Annotated in this window: 11 protein-coding genes; 5 read left to right on the top strand and 6 right to left on the bottom strand. The window is 41.6% G+C overall.

The window, feature by feature from the left end:
* Window positions 1-83 precede the first annotated feature (83 nt).
* Together pulA and L4D78_RS16415 are read left to right on the top strand one after the other, a co-directional pair.
* Window positions 84-3,410 carry a pullulanase-type alpha-1,6-glucosidase gene (pulA, locus tag L4D78_RS16420; RefSeq protein ID WP_428467935.1) on the top strand — a complete coding sequence of 1,109 codons (3,327 nt, stop codon included), beginning with the start codon at window positions 84-86 and terminating at the stop codon, window positions 3,408-3,410.
* Window positions 3,411-3,560: 150 nt separating this feature from the next.
* Window positions 3,561-3,812 carry a hypothetical protein gene (locus L4D78_RS16415; RefSeq protein WP_428467934.1) on the top strand — a complete coding sequence of 84 codons (252 nt, stop codon included), beginning with the start codon at window positions 3,561-3,563 and terminating at the stop codon, window positions 3,810-3,812.
* A 182-nt stretch (window positions 3,813-3,994) separates the two neighbouring features.
* Here the strand turns inward: L4D78_RS16415 and L4D78_RS16410 are convergent, their stop codons facing one another.
* The 4 genes from L4D78_RS16410 to L4D78_RS16395 form a co-directional block, all read right to left on the bottom strand.
* Window positions 3,995-5,284: a dicarboxylate/amino acid:cation symporter gene (locus L4D78_RS16410; protein ID WP_428467933.1), complete on the bottom strand. Its 1,290-nt coding sequence runs from the start codon at window positions 5,282-5,284 to the stop codon at window positions 3,995-3,997.
* Window positions 5,285-5,370: 86 nt separating this feature from the next.
* Window positions 5,371-6,603, bottom strand: a complete 1,233-nt coding sequence (locus L4D78_RS16405; RefSeq protein ID WP_428467932.1) for an NAD(P)/FAD-dependent oxidoreductase — start codon at window positions 6,601-6,603, stop codon at window positions 5,371-5,373.
* 268 nt (window positions 6,604-6,871) lie between these two features.
* Entirely contained in the window at window positions 6,872-7,501 is a 630-nt protein-coding gene (locus L4D78_RS16400) for a MarC family protein (protein WP_428460299.1), read from the bottom strand.
* Window positions 7,502-7,556: 55 nt separating this feature from the next.
* Complete coding sequence (locus L4D78_RS16395) at window positions 7,557-8,687, bottom strand: S-(hydroxymethyl)glutathione dehydrogenase/class III alcohol dehydrogenase (protein WP_428467931.1); 1,131 nt, start codon at window positions 8,685-8,687, stop codon at window positions 7,557-7,559.
* A 984-nt stretch (window positions 8,688-9,671) separates the two neighbouring features.
* Here L4D78_RS16395 and L4D78_RS16390 point away from each other — a divergent pair.
* The 3 genes from L4D78_RS16390 to L4D78_RS16380 all read left to right on the top strand — a co-directional run bounded on the left by L4D78_RS16390 (window position 9,672) and on the right by L4D78_RS16380 (window position 15,838).
* Window positions 9,672-13,424 carry a hypothetical protein gene (locus L4D78_RS16390; protein ID WP_428467930.1) on the top strand — a complete coding sequence of 1,251 codons (3,753 nt, stop codon included), beginning with the start codon at window positions 9,672-9,674 and terminating at the stop codon, window positions 13,422-13,424.
* Between the two features lie 15 nt (window positions 13,425-13,439).
* Entirely contained in the window at window positions 13,440-14,648 is a 1,209-nt protein-coding gene (locus L4D78_RS16385; RefSeq protein ID WP_428467929.1) for an RHS repeat-associated core domain-containing protein, read from the top strand.
* 182 nt (window positions 14,649-14,830) lie between these two features.
* Window positions 14,831-15,838 (top strand): hypothetical protein, encoded by a 1,008-nt coding sequence (locus tag L4D78_RS16380; RefSeq protein WP_428467928.1) that lies wholly within the window; start codon window positions 14,831-14,833, stop codon window positions 15,836-15,838.
* Between the two features lie 58 nt (window positions 15,839-15,896).
* Here L4D78_RS16380 and L4D78_RS16375 read toward each other — a convergent pair whose 3' ends face one another.
* Both L4D78_RS16375 and L4D78_RS16370 read right to left on the bottom strand, forming a co-directional pair.
* Window positions 15,897-16,241 (bottom strand): hypothetical protein, encoded by a 345-nt coding sequence (locus L4D78_RS16375; protein ID WP_428467927.1) that lies wholly within the window; start codon window positions 16,239-16,241, stop codon window positions 15,897-15,899.
* Between the two features lie 9 nt (window positions 16,242-16,250).
* Entirely contained in the window at window positions 16,251-17,564 is a 1,314-nt protein-coding gene (locus tag L4D78_RS16370) for a sulfite oxidase (RefSeq protein WP_428467926.1), read from the bottom strand.
* Window positions 17,565-17,896: the final 332 nt, after the last annotated feature.

The following is a 17,896-nucleotide window of genomic DNA, read 5'->3' as shown; positions in this document are numbered from 1 at the left end:
GTTCAGTATTGTTCCTGCCATAAAAACAAACTCAAATTTTTCTACTTCCCCCTATTAAAATTATGAGTATTAAGGGAAACATCGTGAACTTTAAATTATCTGTGGTCGCTAAAGCCGTTATACCTCTTTGTTCTGTCGTTCTGTTCGTTGGTTGTAATAGTTCTTCTAACGATAATACGGGTGATGGCTATTTTGACACGACCAATCCACCATCAATTGATATTGAATTACCGGCAACCGATGGCCCTTCTGCTTCTATACCAGCGAGCGGCGCCGTTGATGAACCCGTAGTGGCTGGGGAGAATGAAACTGTCATTTATATGGTGGCTAAAAATGGTACGGAACGGAATCGTTCCGCAAGTTACGATCAGTACAGCTTACATGTTTGGAATAACGAAACATGTGATCGCGCGTTAGATACGAACTCTGGTTGGGATGATGACAGTATTAAGCCTGTAGGTGTTGATGAATACGGTCCTTATTGGAAGTTAAAGCTTAAAAATGGTGACACAGAATGCGTTAATTTTATTATTCGGGATGATAATTTAAGTAACCTGTCTGGTAGTGACGGGAAAGTGGACTTTGTCGAAATCCCTGATCGTACAGCGTCTTACCTACCTGGAAGTACGGCTTCTTACAATGAACGCGGTGACGCTTACGTGCAACTTTTTGGGGTTGCGAATGCGAGCGCTCATTTAGTCGAAGGGCACACGCTTATTTGGGATGAGGCAACCAATGCAGATGAAGTTCGCCTATATGTTGAGTTAGAGGGCGGCTTTGGCCCTGACAGTAATAATACGTATAACGCTGAGTATATAGTGTTAGAGCCAACAGTATTATCTGCTGACGTGAAAGCTAAATTTCCGCACTTAGCGAATAAACCTGCATTTGCTATTGATGCATCAATCGATATTCGACCGGTTATTAAAGCTGAGTTAGCCGTATTGGCGGTTGATGATAACGGTGTACTTATCGCTGGCACAAAAGTGCAGTCTGCGGGGGCGCTTGATCAGCTGTTTGCCGAAAATGCACAAACGGCAGAGTTAGGTGCTGTGATTAAAGGTAACGACACTCAATTTAAAGTGTGGTCACCGTCGGCACAAAATATTGTCGCAGTCTTGTTTAATAATGATAAAAAAGAACTTGGTCGCTTACAAATGGACTACGATGATCAATCCGGTATTTGGTCATTGTTAACCGATAAGGCACCGAGTGGTACTTATTTCCGCTATTTAATCGATGTATTCCATCCGGTGTCTGGCAAGATTGAGAGCTATCAAGTTACCGACCCATATTCATTAAGCTTATCCATGAACTCTGAATATAGTCAGGTTATTGACCTTAATGACACAAACCTTAAACCAACAGGGTGGGACGACCTTCAACGGCCCATTGACCAAACAAACCCAAGCCAGTTCGTGATATATGAATCACATGTACGTGACTTTTCAGCGTTAGATGCCTCGACGCCGGAAAATGCGAGAGGAAAGTTTAAGGCATTCAGTCAGCCAGATACTGTGCCTGTAGAACACCTTAAATCGTTAAGTGAAAGTGGTGTTACACACCTCCATTTATTACCTATTTTTGATATAGCGACAATTAATGAAAATCCAGATGAAGTGGCTGATATCGATGAACCATTTAGCAAACTGTGTAAAGTAAACAGTGGCGTTAATTCTTCAGAATTCAAGCAATATTGCGGTACAGATATGCTCATTTCTGAAGTATTAGCCGAAGTTAAAGAAAGTGACACAGCTGAAAATCCGGTAGTTCAAGAACTAAACCGCTATGTTTCAGATGTCGATTCATTTAACTGGGGCTATGACCCATTCCATTACACTGTGCCTGAAGGCTCGTACGCAACAGACGCAGAAGGACCTGTTCGAATTAAAGAATTGCGCGAAGCGATTATGTCGGTCAAAAATGATATTGGAATGAACGTGGTTATGGATGTGGTGTATAACCACACGAACTCGGCAGGCCCCGAAGCTCGTACTTCTGTACTCGATAAAATTGTGCCTTGGTATTACCAACGGCTAAACCCTGAGACAGGCAATGTTACGAATTCGACTTGTTGTTCGAATACTGCACCTGAACGCGCGATGTTTGAAAAAATGATCACCGACTCGTTAATTGTATGGTCGCGTGATTATAAAATTGATTCTTTCCGATTTGATTTAATGGGGCACCACCCACTCGATCAAATGGAACGTTCAYTATTAGCGGTGAAAAAAGTTGACCCTAATACCTATTTTTATGGTGAAGGTTGGGACTTTGGTGAAGTTGAAGGTAATGCATTGTTTACGCAAGCCACTCAACCCAATTTAGGTGGTACTGGTATCGGCAGTTTCTCTGATCGCCTGCGTGATGCGGTACGCGGTGGCAGCCCGTTTGACAGTGAGGAAAATCTTCGCAAAATGCAGGGCTTCGGTAATGGTATTTATGTGAAGCCTAATGACCTAGCAACACCTGATGCAGAGACACTTGAGTTAGCGCTTCACTACGCTGATTTAACTCGCTTAGGTATGGCGGGGAACTTAAAAGATTTCGTCATGGTTGATTCAAAAGGCGATACCGTTCGTGGGGATGAAATTGATTATAATGGTGTGCCTGCTGGGTATGCTGTGAATCCATCTGAGATTCAGAATTACGTATCTAAGCACGATAACCAAACCTTATGGGATAACAACCAATACAAAACGCCTTACGGTGTAACAGTAGAAGATCGTGTACGTATTCAGGCGGTGTCTTTAGCGACAGCAATGTTAGGGCAGGCTATGCCTTTTACTCACATGGGATCTGAACTACTTCGCTCGAAATCAATGCAGCGTGACTCATACGATTCTGGTGATTGGTATAACCTTGTCGATTTTACATTACAAGATAACAACTGGAATAAAGGCTTACCACGTAAAGATAAAGATGGCGATAACTACGATATCATCGAAGATGTTATTGAAGGCGCGGGCGTTAATGCTGAGGTAACAAATAAAGAAATGTCTCAGATGTTAGCTTTCTATAAAGAGCTCGCAAATTTACGTCAATCCTACCCATTAATGGCATTACCTAGTGGTGAAGAGGTTAAGAAGCGTGTTGATTTCCACAATACAGGCGCTCAACAGACACCGGGTTTAGTCGTAATGTCGATTGATAATGGTATAAGTGCAGGCCAAGATCTTGATAGTACGGTTGATGGATTAGTGATTGTCATTAATGCAACGCCAGACGAGATGAAGATTGATGCTCCAAAAGATGCAGAGTTAGCCTTAAGCAAGCTACACAGTGTTGAACTTGCGAACGGTGCGTCATTTGAAGACGGTCAGATGATAGTACCGGCATGGACGCCAGTCGTTTATGTCCAAGAACGTAACATTACGCGTGGTGTGGGTATCCCTGTTTCTCAGAAATAGCGCAATAAGAAGCTTAACTACACTGATGTAAGTTGTTTCTAAGCCCTCGTAAGAGGGCTTTTTTGCTTTAGATTAATGTACTGTTCATGGTTTGTTCATTTTCAGTGAGGTAAATTAAAGCCAAGTGATTAAGAAAGAGAAAAGAATACGATGAAAAATATCATTACTAGTGTTGTTGCTCTTGTGATTGGTTTCTTTACTGTGATTTTTGCAGCTGTTGTTGGACTGTTTATCGGCATTGCCGCATTGATAGCCAAGCCATTCGTGAAGAAAAAAATCCAAACAGCTTATGAAGAAGCCGCAAAGCAGCAAGCATATCAACAAAATGGTTCAACCATTGAAGGTGAGTTTGAAGATTTAACGTCGCAAGCATCACCTCGCACAAGCCAGAGTATGGCTTGAAAAGAGCATAAACGCCTGTAGCGGACTACTTCATGCTGCTTGTTGAAGAAAGCTTGAATGTCTGACTGCAAAAAGAAAATCCCTACCACTTTAGTTTCTTTCTAGTTGAAAGTGTATAAGGCGGTGGGGATTTTTTTGCCCACAGAATAAACCTCTAACGTAGAGTGCTTGATAATAATGAATTATCCAATAAGGCTGGCATCCTTTGCCAATGTTTGAACTGGAGCTGGAATTGAGCGCTGTTGCCACTTATCTATAACCAAAGACGCAACCAGATCGCCTTCTACATTCACAGCTGTCCGGAATGTATCGAGTGGACGCTCGATGATCAGTAGTATAGCAATAGCTTCTAGTGGAATACCGGCAGCAAGCAGTACTAATTGCATACCAGACATTGAACCTGATGGCATACCTGGTGCGCCAACCGATGAGACCATTGCCATAATGAAGATCATGATTAAGCCTGTGGTCGTTAAATCAACACCAAACAGTTGAGCTAAGAATATCGCCGCAACACCTTCGAATAGTGCAGTCCCATCCATATTCATAACAGCACCCAGTGGTAGTACCATACTACTTGTACTTTGTGACACGCCTAGTTCTTCCTCTGCACTTCGCATTGCCAAAGGTAGCGCTGCCGAGCTAGAAGATGTTGCAAAGGCCATCGCTAAGGGGGCTGATATTGCTTTAAACAGTGTTGTATATTTAATTCCGGTTGCCACTTTTGCAATCGTAGGTAATACAACTGCACCATGAATAGCAGTTAGTGCTAATACTAGCAAAGCGAATAACGCTAATTGTTCGAATAATGATTCACCGCCATTCACTGTAAAATCAAATACGATAGCGAAAATAGCGATTGGAGATAATCGAACAATGCCCCGCACGATGGAATTCACACCTTTACTTAACCCATCAAGCAGATCATATAAAGGATGCTTGGCTGGGAGTGATGAAAGCAAGGCGATCCCAAGCATAAACGAGAACACGACGACGGCCAGCAAATTGCCTTCAGCTAAAGCTGACACTGGATTAACTAATGCCATGTTTAATAGCTTAGTTATGATTGCGGTGCCACCCGCAGCATCTTCACTGATTAATTTTACGCCATCTGCAACAGGCGCAAATTCCGTTAATGGTTGCCAAGCTGGTAATAGTAGTGAAGCGCCCAGACCTAAGCTAATTGCAATAAAAGTGGTGAAACTATAAAACAGTAATGTTTGAAAGCCGATTTTCTTCAAACGTACAATCGAACCAATACTCGTTATGCCTTGTAATAATGAAAGCATGACGACAATGCCAACGATCATTTTCAGTAAACCAATATAAGTTGTTTTGCCCAGCATAAGTAATTGATACCAGCCTTGCTGAACAACATCGGTTGTGGTTGAGAACGCTAATGCGATTAGCCAAGCAGAAACGGCTGCCAGCATCAGCTGCAGAGGTAGAGAGCCACGAAGTTTAGACCACATGATTGTTGTTCCAATATATTAATTGTTTATATATGCGTTAATGCAAGAAGGAGCCTAAAGCTCCTCCCTTTGGTTCAATGGTTGGCTTAGGAAATATTTCTTTTATAGTATGGGTTTAATGCACATTTAATACGTTTGAGCAGTACAAGTGCGGTTACGCGTCCCCAGCCGAATAAAATTTGTTGGTGGAGGCGGAAAATGGTGTCGTAGAGATTACGAATTAATCGACCTCTCAATATTAGTTTTCCACTCATTAAGCTGCCAACGGCATAGTCGTGGCCAACTGCGATCACCATTCCGCCGTCTTTGAATATAAACGGCTTTAAAGACTTACCTTTTAGTAATCGTTTGAACTGTTTTGCCAAGTGGGCTGCAGCTTGATTTGCAGCTTGTGCACGAGGCGGTACAAACGAACCGTCAGGCTGTGGGCATTCAGCGCTATCACCCATAACGAATACCGCATCATCAATTGTTGATTGAAGGTTTTCGTCAACTTTAAGTTGGTTCAAACGATTTGTTTCTAGTCCATCGAGTTTCGTTAGCCATTCTGCACATTTTATACCAGCAGCCCATACTTGCAGATTAGCGTTAATAACCTCACCGTCGGATGTTATTAGTTTCCCTTCTTCTGCACGCTGTACTCGGGTATTGGTACGAACAGTAATCCCTTGTTTTTCTAGTTGGCTTTGTACTTTTGCTGACATACATTCTGGGCCAGCGGGTAATACACGCTCAGAAGCTTCAATCAGTGAAATCTTGAGTTCAGCGCCATGGCGATAGCGCTGTAACTTTGCACTTACTTTCGCTAGCTCTGCGGCTAATTCAACGCCTGTTGCACCAGCGCCAACGATGGATAAATGGTGTTGGCCTTCAGCTCTGAGTAAAGGGTTGATCTGTTGCCATGCTTTTTGAGCTTGAACGGAAGAATCAAGGAACAAGCAATGGTCACTTACACCTGGTGTTTTAAAATCATTGCTGATGGCCCCAACAGCAATGACCAAGTAATCGTAATCAAGTTCTGAGGTTGTGCCATTTTCAGAGCGTAATTGCAGCGTCTTGGTTTCACGGTTTAGATCTGTCATCGCTGCTTGTACAAATTGATATTTATTGCAGCGGGCGTGCTGAATGTAATTTACGGCATCAAGTTCATCATCAAAAGTCCCTGCAGCAATCTCATGTAGACGAGGCTTCCAATAATGATGGGTTGAAGGCTCAACCAAAATAACATGATGCTTATTGCTGCGACCAAAGCTTTTACCTAAACGAGTTACTAACTCTAAGCCTGCTGCACCGCCTCCAACAACAACAATCTTTGACATACTGTTTTCCACCTTGTCGCATTATTCACATTTAGAAATTCTGGTTACTCACCGTCTGAGCCAGTAACCTTGTTGGCGAGTATTATATTGATACGCAGAAGGATGATAATCGCGTAAAAACATAAATAACTTTTACTGGTGGGTAATAATCAAGTTTTTGAGTATGAAAGGACGAATAAAGATGTTTGGCTATATCTTATAGGAAGTGTTGAAGTAGGAGATTAATATATTAACTATTTACGTGTAACCAGTTGATTGATGCTGGAAGTTAAGCACCTTCAAGAAAGGCCATTAGGCCGTTTAGAATGGTTTGCACCGCAATTGAAGCAAGGATTAGCCCCATTACACGGCTTACAATACTCGCACCGCTTGTACCAATGACTCGTTGAATTTTGTTGGCGAGTAAGAAAAACAAATAAGTAAAGGTTAGGACAATGATCAAAGCAACGAAAGTGGTGAATTGATCGTGCAATGAATAACGGTACTTATCTGTCGCTAAGACCACGCCCGTCATTGCACCTGGACCAGCAATAGAAGGAACAGCTAAGGGGAAAACGGAAATATCAAGCGCATGCTCTTTACCGTCACACATTTCACTTTCTTTCTCAGGTTTACTGCTATCAGCAAAAATTAAAGAAAGCGCAAAGAGTAATAGTACTAATCCGCCTGCAATCTGGAACGCCTCGAGCTGAATATCGAGAGCTTCGAGCAGCAATTGGCCGCCGACCATGAACCCAAACAGCACCAAAAAGGCCATCAACACTGCACGTAACGCTACTTTGCGCTTAAGGGCTGCATTCATGCCTGCCGTAGCTGCAATGAAAACAGGGATCGACCCAACCGGATCGACCACTGCCCATAAAGAAACAATATTTTGGAATAAGCCCGCAGTTGTCATAATTCGTTAAGTGCCTGCTAAAAGTTTGTGTTCACAGTGGCGTCAATTGATCATGTTATTTGTCGAAGTGAATAACACTACGGATACTTTTACCTTCATGCATAAGATCAAACGCGTGATTAAGGTCTTCAAGCCCCATGGTATGGGTAATGAAATCATCTAAAGCAAACTCACCGGCCATATAACGTTCAACGATCTCAGGCAGCTCAGAACGCCCTTTAACGCCACCGAACGCAGAGCCGCGCCATACACGCCCAGTTACGAGCTGGAACGGGCGAGTGGAAATTTCTTGGCCTGCCCCGGCGACACCAATAATGACCGATTCTCCCCAACCTTTATGGCAGCACTCAAGGGCAGAGCGCATGACATTGACATTACCAATACACTCAAATGAGTAATCAACGCCACCATCGGTTAATTCAACAATGACATCCTGGATTGGCTTTTCATATTTTTGTGGGTTTATACAATCAGTCGCGCCAAGTTTGGTCGCTAGTTCATATTTTGTTTCGTTGAAATCAATGCCGATAATGCGACTGGCTCCAGCCATTTGGGCCCCTATGATGGCTGAAAGACCGATTCCGCCAAGACCAAATACTGCGACAGTGTCACCTTTTTGGACTTTGGCTGTATTTAATACTGCGCCCATACCCGTAGTGATACCACAGCCGAGTAAACAGACTTCTTCAAGCGGTGCTGCTTTATTGACTTTCGCTAAGGATATTTCAGGCAATACGGTGTATTCCGAGAATGTTGAACAGCCCATATAATGATAAATGGGTTTACCGTCTTTATAGAAGCGGGTCGTGCCATCTGGCATTAGGCCCTTACCTTGGGTTTCTCGTATTTTTTGGCAAAGGTTTGTTTTTCCGGATAGACAAAACTTACACTCGCCACACTCAGGGGTATAGAGGGGGATGACATGATCGCCAACCACAACGCTAGTAACGCCGTCACCGATCATTTCGACAATACCGCCGCCTTCATGCCCTAGGATCGCAGGAAAAATACCCTCAGGATCATCGCCTGAAAGTGTAAATGCATCAGTATGACATACCCCTGTGGCTATGATACGCACAAGTACCTCACCAGCACGAGGGAGCATAACATCCACTTCTTCCATAGATACAGGTTGACCTGCAGCCCATGCCACAGCAGCTTTCGATTTTATGAATTTATCAGTCATAGTCGTTCCTAGAGAGTCCAAATGTCAGTTACATGCTTAACCAGTATAGATGCTAGACAATTTTCGAAAGGAATTGTTGAAAAGGTTCAAACAGATAATAGTGCACGAGACTATTATCTGTTTGATATTGGAATGTAAATAGCAGGACATTGTTTGGGCTGGGTTGGGTAAAAAAGCACTTAATAAACTCTATAGACGAACTGACTATATTTCAATTGAAGAGCGATGAATATGACATGGTCGCGTGTTGTATTCTATTTTTCGTGCATATTTTAATGATGAAGGAATATTGATACGCCATTCTTCTTTATTAGTTTTAAGTTGTTGATTTTTAATGCTCATTTGATTGGTTCTATGTGAGTTAACATTAGCGCGATGGCTACTATCAGCAACATTTACCCAAGTGTTGCTACTGTTGTTATTAATATCAGCGAATATGGGAGTTGATAGTGTAATAAGAAGTGTAAACACGACCATATTTATAGCGTTCATAATGACCTTTCTATATTGCAGCTTCTTGAGCAAATTGATTGAATTAACTTAGGTGAGTACGAGTATTTTAAAAGTAGAGATGTATTATTCGTACTCATTCTGTATGGGTATTATCCTTTATCACACCTGTGTTGATAATCTGGCTTATGGTCAAATTACTTTTACTGAGTGGTAATAGTTATTCGAGAGGTTAGGTAGGTGCTTTGATGCATGTGCGCTTAGTTATTACTTTGGCTTGTTTAGTGTGTTTATTTATTATGTAAAGTGTCACTTATAGCAAACGGTCGATTTTGTTTTATATGAAAATCTTTTATAAATAAATAGATAAAATAAAAATATTGTTATATCTAGTAATAAATAATGATTGAATGGCTTTTGTTATATAACCGTCATATTTTTGTATTAGTTCCGTGACAACCTAAATATAGTTTACATCTTAACTACCTTCATTTGCATTTAATACTGATCTAATAAATACCATAGGGATATGTAATGATTACCAGTAATGCCTTTAACTTTTCAGATTTTTTAGATACGGGTGTAGACCCCAGAACAGGTACGTATTCTGCATCTATAAATACAATAACGTTAACAGGTAACGATTTATTAGGGCCTATTTTTTCAGGTGCACTGACGTATAGCTCATTTAATACGTTTGATTCAGGTTTTGGTGTGGGTTGGAGTATGCCTATTGGTCGTTTTAGATCAGCAACTTCAGAGTTAACATTATGTGATGGGTCAAACTTTAAGATTAGATGGAATAGCAGCCTTGGCCGCTACGAAATGCCATACCATAAGATCAAAAATATCCAAGTGCATTATAAAAATACGTCAGGAACGAAAAGTGGTGAGATATTTGTGTATCACTCTTCTGGCGATACTGAAGTGTATGATTATTCGAGTGGCTTGCTAGTTCGAAAAATATCACCGATAGGCCGAGTCCTTACATTCAGTTACTACAGTAGGTACAACGAACAGACGCTATATAGAGTTAGCGATGAAAATGGCCTGTTTATAAATATTGATACCTGGTCGGATAAATGGATTACGTCTGTGCAGCTATGGGATGACAGTAATCTTGTTTCTGAGGTAAAGCTATATTTAGCGCAGGAGGGGCACGGGAAAGCGCTGAAATATGCATGTATACCCAATGATACCTCTAAATATACGACGTTTAATTATAAGTATATCGGTTCAATGAGTGTCATGCTGATAGAGTCGTGCGTGTACCCTAGTGGCCTAGAAGAAAGGGTTCGTTATCGGGATTATGGCTTTAGTACTCCTTCCGGTACTCCTATGGAATATGTCCCTTATGTCACCGAATTACAACGCTTTCTTGGTGCTGATCAACCAACGGTTGTTCACAATTATGAGTACTCTCAAAAAAACTATTTAGGTGCGTTCGGGACTAGAGCTTATAAAGCAGGTGAAGATACTCTTTTTAAGGAAAATAAAGATTATCGATACGAATGCACTGAGTTCATTGGTAACAAGCGCATAGAAAGAACCTACAATAAGTATCACCTTGTAACTTCTGAGGTTGCGTATACCGATGGCAGCCCGTATCAGGAAACTGAATACGATTATTACTGTGACGAAAGCAGAGATATTTCGCAGCAAGTCCCACAGTATTCTTTTTTGAAAACAAAACGAGTAAAGCTTCATAATCGATCTGGTGAAACAAGAACGATGGACGAAAGTTTCTCATTTGATGAATGGGGTAACCAACTTGAATTCACTGGGTTAGATAATACGAAGGAGATAAGAGAATATTTTCATGAGAACGGCGATGGAGCAATAGAGCCGTCGCCATTTGGGTTTAGGAACAAACTTAAAAAACAATCGATAGTACCTAATGGAGGTGATATTGATGTAACTAATACTAAGCACTATGAATATGAAATGATAGAGGGGCTATCTGAGCATAAAGTTTGTCTACTAAAGAAAGAAACGTTTTCTAACGTCACGATTGACTATGAGCACTATACAGATCGAAGCGATAAAATACGATTTGGCCGCAAGAAAATAGAACGTGAAGCCTTAAATGGCAATGAGGTTGTTTACGATAGTCAATACACCCGCGACTCGTCCTGCTTTAAGATTCACCGTACAAACCGTTACTCCGATGGAACCGAAGTTAATAAATATGAAGAGTTCGACCTCATTAATCAGAAAGTGATTTCTACTTCGGTAAACGACACGATACAAATGAAAGTGGCGTGGGGAAGCGATAATAATATCAAAGAAGAAGTACTTGAGCTTCGAGGTATCGCTGTATCAGCAACGCAATATGAACAGCATGTTGGTGCTGAAGAGAACAAGGTTATTGAGATTAAGCCTGATGGGATCAAACTCATTACAGAACTCAATAATGAGGGCGCAGAGCGTCGACAGTATGCTGAAATAAATAGCGAACAGTTTATCTTGTCTGAGACGACTTATAACAATGTTGGTGAAAAAGACAGTTATACCGCTTATGACTATCTTCCTGATCGTCAGCTTAAGATGACGACCACATACGATTATGATGAGTGGGGAGAAGTGAGCAAAATAGTTCATCCTACAGGCATGGTGGAGAACTTTGATTATGATCCTGTCACTTTGTCAAAGAGTAAGTGGATTGATGGGTTGAATCGAACGACTCAGCGGTTCGATGAAGCTGACCGTTTGGTTTCTGAATCCCATTCTGATGCAAATGGCAGGCATTTATATACAACGGAAAATAGCTATAACGTTCAGGGGCTGCTTTCTAACGCGACCACTTCTTTAGGTGCAAAGATTGAGTATGAGTACGATGGTTTAGAGAGAGTGATTGAACGACGAATCCACGCCGATGGCGAGACGGTCACTGAACGTTTTGCTTATGATTCACGTTCTTCTGAATCACTTGTTACTACCATACATGTTAATGACGTGCTTATTGCCGAAAAGGAATATAACGATTTAGGAAGAGTGACAAGAAAACGCTATAACGGCTGTGAATATTCATACCAAGACTTTGATGTAAATGGGAATCCCCAAACAATCATATTGCCAAATGGCGCAACAAGAAATCTCACTTATGATGAAGTTACCGAGCAAGTATTAAGTGACTATATCGACGGTGACCCAAAGTCTACCGCTTATTATACCTATAACCAGTCAGGCGAACTGAAATCATGTCATAACGTTAATAGTGATATTGAATACGATAGGGATAGCGCGGGTAACTTAGCACGAGTCACTTCGTCGGTGATGAGTAAATCACCGTTGAGCATGTCGTTCTCAAATTCGATTGTAGGTACACTTTTCAACATCTCTGACTTTGCAGGAGCAAATATAGAGTTAAAACACGATGATTTTGGGCGTGTCATCAAAACCATCATGACTGTTGGTAGTGAGACTTTTACAGGTTCAACAGAATATGATGCCTATTCCCGTCCCGTATTTTACCGCTTTATTGGTAACGAGAACGACGTTGAATTAGTGGTTACTTATAACGATATTGGGCTTGAAAGCAAAAGGCAGTGGGCTGTTAATGGTCTAGAGACATTGAGTATTGCGACACACTATGACGATACCCTCAGGGTTAGCACTCGCATAAGCAATAATGGGAATAAGCAGACCGAAGAAACCTTTATCTATGATCAACTTGGAAGGGTAATCCATTATAAAGTTGAGGGAAATACATATCCGCTTGATCCGCATGAGAATGAAATTAAAGAACAGTTATTTAACTATGATGAATTTAATAACATTACGAAATGCGAAACCATTTTTGAAAACGATGAGCATAATATAGAACTCTACACGTACGATGCGACGAACCCAATGCGGATAATGTCTATCTATAATTCCCACTCGGCATATCTTAATCAACATTTTGAATATGATGAGTTTGGTAATCAAACTTTAGGCAGTAATGGCATCAAATATAGTTATAGCGGCAACAACCAGGTTGAAAAAATTCTTACCCCAGAAAATAAGCTTATTAAAGAGTATCGCTACAATGCGCTTGGCGAGCAAATATTTGCATTAAACGGAATTGACTCGAGTGAAATGTTTAATCACGACGGTGAATTAGTCGCGCTTAGAGCGGGCTCAAATTTAATGAGCTTAAGAAGCATTGATACCGGAGCCTCTATTACGGCATTAAATGCAAATGGGAAAGTTAACTTCGATATTAAATACAAAACGGTTAGTTCTGATCATGTCGGCAGCGTTAGCAGTAGTGCAGACCATAAAGTATTTACACCATTTGGATAATCATAGGATAAGAAAATGGACAATCTAAGCAGGCGACAATTTTTAAAATCGAGCAGCATGACTCTTGGTTTAAGTGCAGCGGCGACATCATTGCCAATCAATGCAATGATGTTTGATGATACTGTCGATTTAATCATTGATTTAACTCAATATGGATTCCACGGTCACCGTTTTGAGAGCACAGTTGGCGTTTATCATACGGGATTAGGTTACCGACTTTATGATCCAACTCAGCGGCGGTTTATGCAATACGACCATGAGATGGCACCATTTGAGAAAGGCGGTATCAATGGGTATACGTATGTATTAAACGATCCTGTAAACCAAGTGGACCCTGATGGTCGGTTTAACATAGGTGCATTTTTTAAAGCTCTGGTCTCTGTTGTGATTGGTATTGCCGTTGCGGTTGCTGCGGTCGTTACCGGAGGGGCTGCACTGGTCGTTGGCTTGGGAGTAGTTGCAGGTGTTGCTGGCGCAGTATCTGGAGCACTCGATATGGCATCAGCCTCTCTAGACGCAGATCATCCAGCTCAGAAAGGTTTGTCAATTGCGTCTGCTACGACGGGTCTTATCTCAGCAATTGCGAGTGGCGGTAAAGGTGCCGTATCTGCATTGGGTAATGGCTTTAAAACCGTGGGTAAAGCAGCTGGCGCCGCTACGAAGTTTACCAAAGTAACAGGGTTTGCCAGCAAAAACCTAGGCAAACAACTTTCGCATGCAAGTACATACAAGTTAACGGGGCTTACAGCCGATGTATACGGCGCTATCGGTTCAACAGTCGACCTCGCGGGTACGATAAAAGATGACAGTAAATTAAAACTGGCGGCAACAATTATTAAATTCACCTCCGGAATGGCAAAAGGAGGAATAAAAACGAAAGAGAACCTTAAAAAAACCACACCGATGTTTGGTAAGGGACATTATTATATTGACCCTAAAAAACGTGTCGATGTCAGAGTTGATTGGTCGAAAAGAAGTTTTAGTTTAAGCAAAGATCCTAAATCAATTGCAGACAAAGCGACTGATATTAAAAAGGATGGGGCGGATACGCCCAAAAGCACTGCTGGTTTTATTAATGCTACCGCTAAGCTGTCTTTGATTAGCCCTGAGAGTTTGAAGAGCGATGCGAATAATACAATGCAGCGCCTAATGGACTACGCTCGAAATACACAAGCTGGTACGAGTGCACAGTGGGGTGGTGAAAATATAGTGGGCGCGGCTTAATTTAGACCTGAAATATCGTCACGTTATTAAATAAGAAACGTATTAGTCAGCTTCAGATAGAGAAATATGAAATGACCATAAATATAGTTGCTCCAGTTATCATATGTTCTATGTTTAGTTCGGTAGTGCTAGCAAACGATCCACCTTTACCACCAGGAAATGAGATTAATGATTTGCGGATTATGCGCAACTCGGGTGATGACAGAATATACGCGAACGGAAGAATGCAGGCGGAAGTCTTTGTCCTGTTTGAATTGGGCGATGGTGAGGAGGTGTCATCAATAACGTTTAAAAGAAAATACACAAACAATAATATAGAGGACTACGACTGGCGAGTATCTAGTCAGTCGAATGGTTACCCTCATTTTATTAGCCCTAATGCTTACAGTACCTCTGCGGTCTCTGCCAGTAGTGACCTTGAGTCGGCGTTTTTCTATATTTCCACGGAGAAATCCCAGAATATGGATGTTTGTGTTGAGTTAACAACCAAGTCAGGTGCCGTGCAAGATACATGTTGGGGGGAGAATGCCAATGGCGTTGTCCCGATTAGCGCTGTGTTGCCACCAGCATTGAATTTCAATGAATTGTCCATTGAAGAGAGTAATAGCATCCAAAATAATGGCGCGAGTATTAAAAACTACAACCTAACTTACACTGGCAGTAGTGAAGAGATATCAAGGTTAGATTGGTCTGTAAGTCGAGGTACAGAGCACTCAGCCATACTTTTAAAAAATAATGATAATATTCTTTCTACGAATGTAGCAGCAAGATTAACTCGCTCTCCAGCGTCGTATAACTCAACCAATGTTGCGATTATAGACAGAGATACCACCACGGTTAAATACACAAACCAAAACAACCAGATAAATAGCTTTGGAAGTTTTGATTTAAAGAGTGAGGATGATACCTTCCTTTCGGTTTTGGAACTGAAATACAACTACGGCTTTCTATATACAGACCGATTATGTGTTGGTCCATTTAATCCATCATCGGCAAATCCAATACCATATAGATACTATACATGCCCAAATATATCGAATGTAGCGAGAGAAACGTCAGTTTCACCACACCTCTCAAATTTGTCTTCCTTCTACCTGTTAGGCTTGGATGTATATGGTAATGCACAGGCTACACTTTCCGTAAGTTTTAACAGTAGCGGTAATATTGAGCTTGAATGGGTTAAGCCCTAAATAGAAATTTTTGATACGAAGTAGAAGGCATCACGTTGTGTAATGCCTTCTATTTTATTTATTTGCTGCCTACTGGAAGTAATGCTGCGGGGAGGTTGGCGCGTCGGCCGACCGTTGTTGGGCCATAATTCTTCTCTAAATAATCCAAAATAGGCTTCTCATTAACAGAAAGTGGCCATAGCCCTTGAGTTTCTTGCATCCACCGAATACTCGCCAACCAACTTTCACGTGATAGTCGGTTTTGAACAATAATTTTCGCCGAATGGCACACCGTGCAATTTCCTTTAACCAATTCGTAGCCCGTATCAATGATAAGCCCTGTTTGCTCATCATGTCCTTTTGGGTCGGAGGCGTAACTCGTTGGAATAACGAAAAGGCAAGATAATAATATCCATTTATACATAAAATCCCTCTACACAACTTGAACCGCAATTCGGTGGCAGGCGTTATTTAAGTATCCTTTGGGATTCCAGCCGGGAAGTATCATGGGTTGCGATATATCATCGCTGTCTGTTGCTTTTGCCCACACTTCATAATAGCCTTTTTTAGGAAAAGTCAGCTCAGCCTCCCAGTGTTGCCACGCATTTTTATTGACTGGCTTTGTTATTTCAACTTCTTGCCATGTTTGCCCGAAATCAATGGAAACATGCATAACTTTCACACTCTTATCACCAGCCCAAGCGTGACCTTTTGCTATAAACTTATTTTTTATATTATGGCGCTCGCCGGATTTAGGGTAGGTAACTAAAGACTTCACTGGCATCTGTTCAATAATGCACATGTCTTCCTTGTCTACTTTTGCGCCTGGCGCTACGGGTGAGCAGGGAACTCGGTAGGCTGGAGCACCCATTTTGGTGCCATCGTGCACCTTATTGCGAATGGAAATACCTGTTAGCCACTTTCCTGATGTCGATGCAGGCCACCCGCCAAAGACCAAACGTAAAGGGGCACCATTTAACATCGGAATTGCTTCGCCATTCATTTCCCAAGCAATGAGAGCTTCATCCTCCAACGCTTTATTTATTGGTACACCACGGGATATTGGTGTCTTGGTTGGGTCTCTAGTTAGGTGAGAATCCGCAGCATGATAGCCAATATAGACCGCATCGTCTTTTATCCCACAATCTTCTAGTACATCTCGTAGCCTTACGCCTGTCCACTGAGGCGATCCAACAGCGCCAGTGGTCCATTGATTCCCTTTTGCTGGTGGATTAAATTCGGCACGACCATTACCGCCACATTCAATGGTTAATTGATAAGTATGATGCTCGAATTTATCTTTCAGTTCTTGAATCGTGAACGTTTTACTTTGTTTAGTTGACTCTCCATCTATAGTTAGCGTCCAACTTTTCGGGTCAACAGTTTCAGGGGGAAGTCCATTATTACGAACAAACAACTTATCAGCGGGAGTGATCCAGTCATTGAGCAAATGAGCGGGAACTTCTGCATTTATAGGGCGGTCATTGAGAACAATTAAACCGGAGTGCTTTCCCGTTAGTGCAAATTGTTCGGTTGTTTCAGCAAAAGCTGCTGGGATCATCCCTGCTGGCATAAATCGTCCGAAAACAACTTCAGCCCCTAAAATGGCACTCATTGTGCCAAGCCCAGTAAGAAATCCCCTGCGTGAAATGGGATCAGATGTTCTTCCAAAAACCTTTTTATCTGCGTTTATTGGATTTTCACGATAGAGCTCATGAATGCCTTTGTGGTTATTTTTATTTGTCATTTTTAATCCTTTTGACTGAATTTACCCACTGCTTTCTTGTTAATGACTTGTTAATTTTAATTGGTGATTATTGTATAGATAACAATGCAGTGTTTGTTTGGGTTGGCAAAATAAGCAATATTTCGGAAGTGAAATTGTAAGCAAGTGTTAATGGGTGTTTTTTGGGGAGGGGGATGCTAAAGGGGAAGGGGCACAATGCGTTGCCCCTATTTATTTAAAGATCCTGACAGCTTTCCACTCGAGCTTTATCAGGCTTAATCGAGTAACTCACGTTTAATCACGGTCATTACGCCAGCATCACGATGACTAGGTGCTGAAAAGCGCGCGGTTTG

The sequence above is a fragment of the Photobacterium minamisatsumaniensis genome (assembly GCF_050336695.1).
Lineage (GTDB): Bacteria > Pseudomonadota > Gammaproteobacteria > Enterobacterales > Vibrionaceae > Photobacterium > Photobacterium minamisatsumaniensis.
Note: the sequence above shows the minus strand (reverse complement) of the source record. Positions and strands in the feature narration are given on the sequence as shown.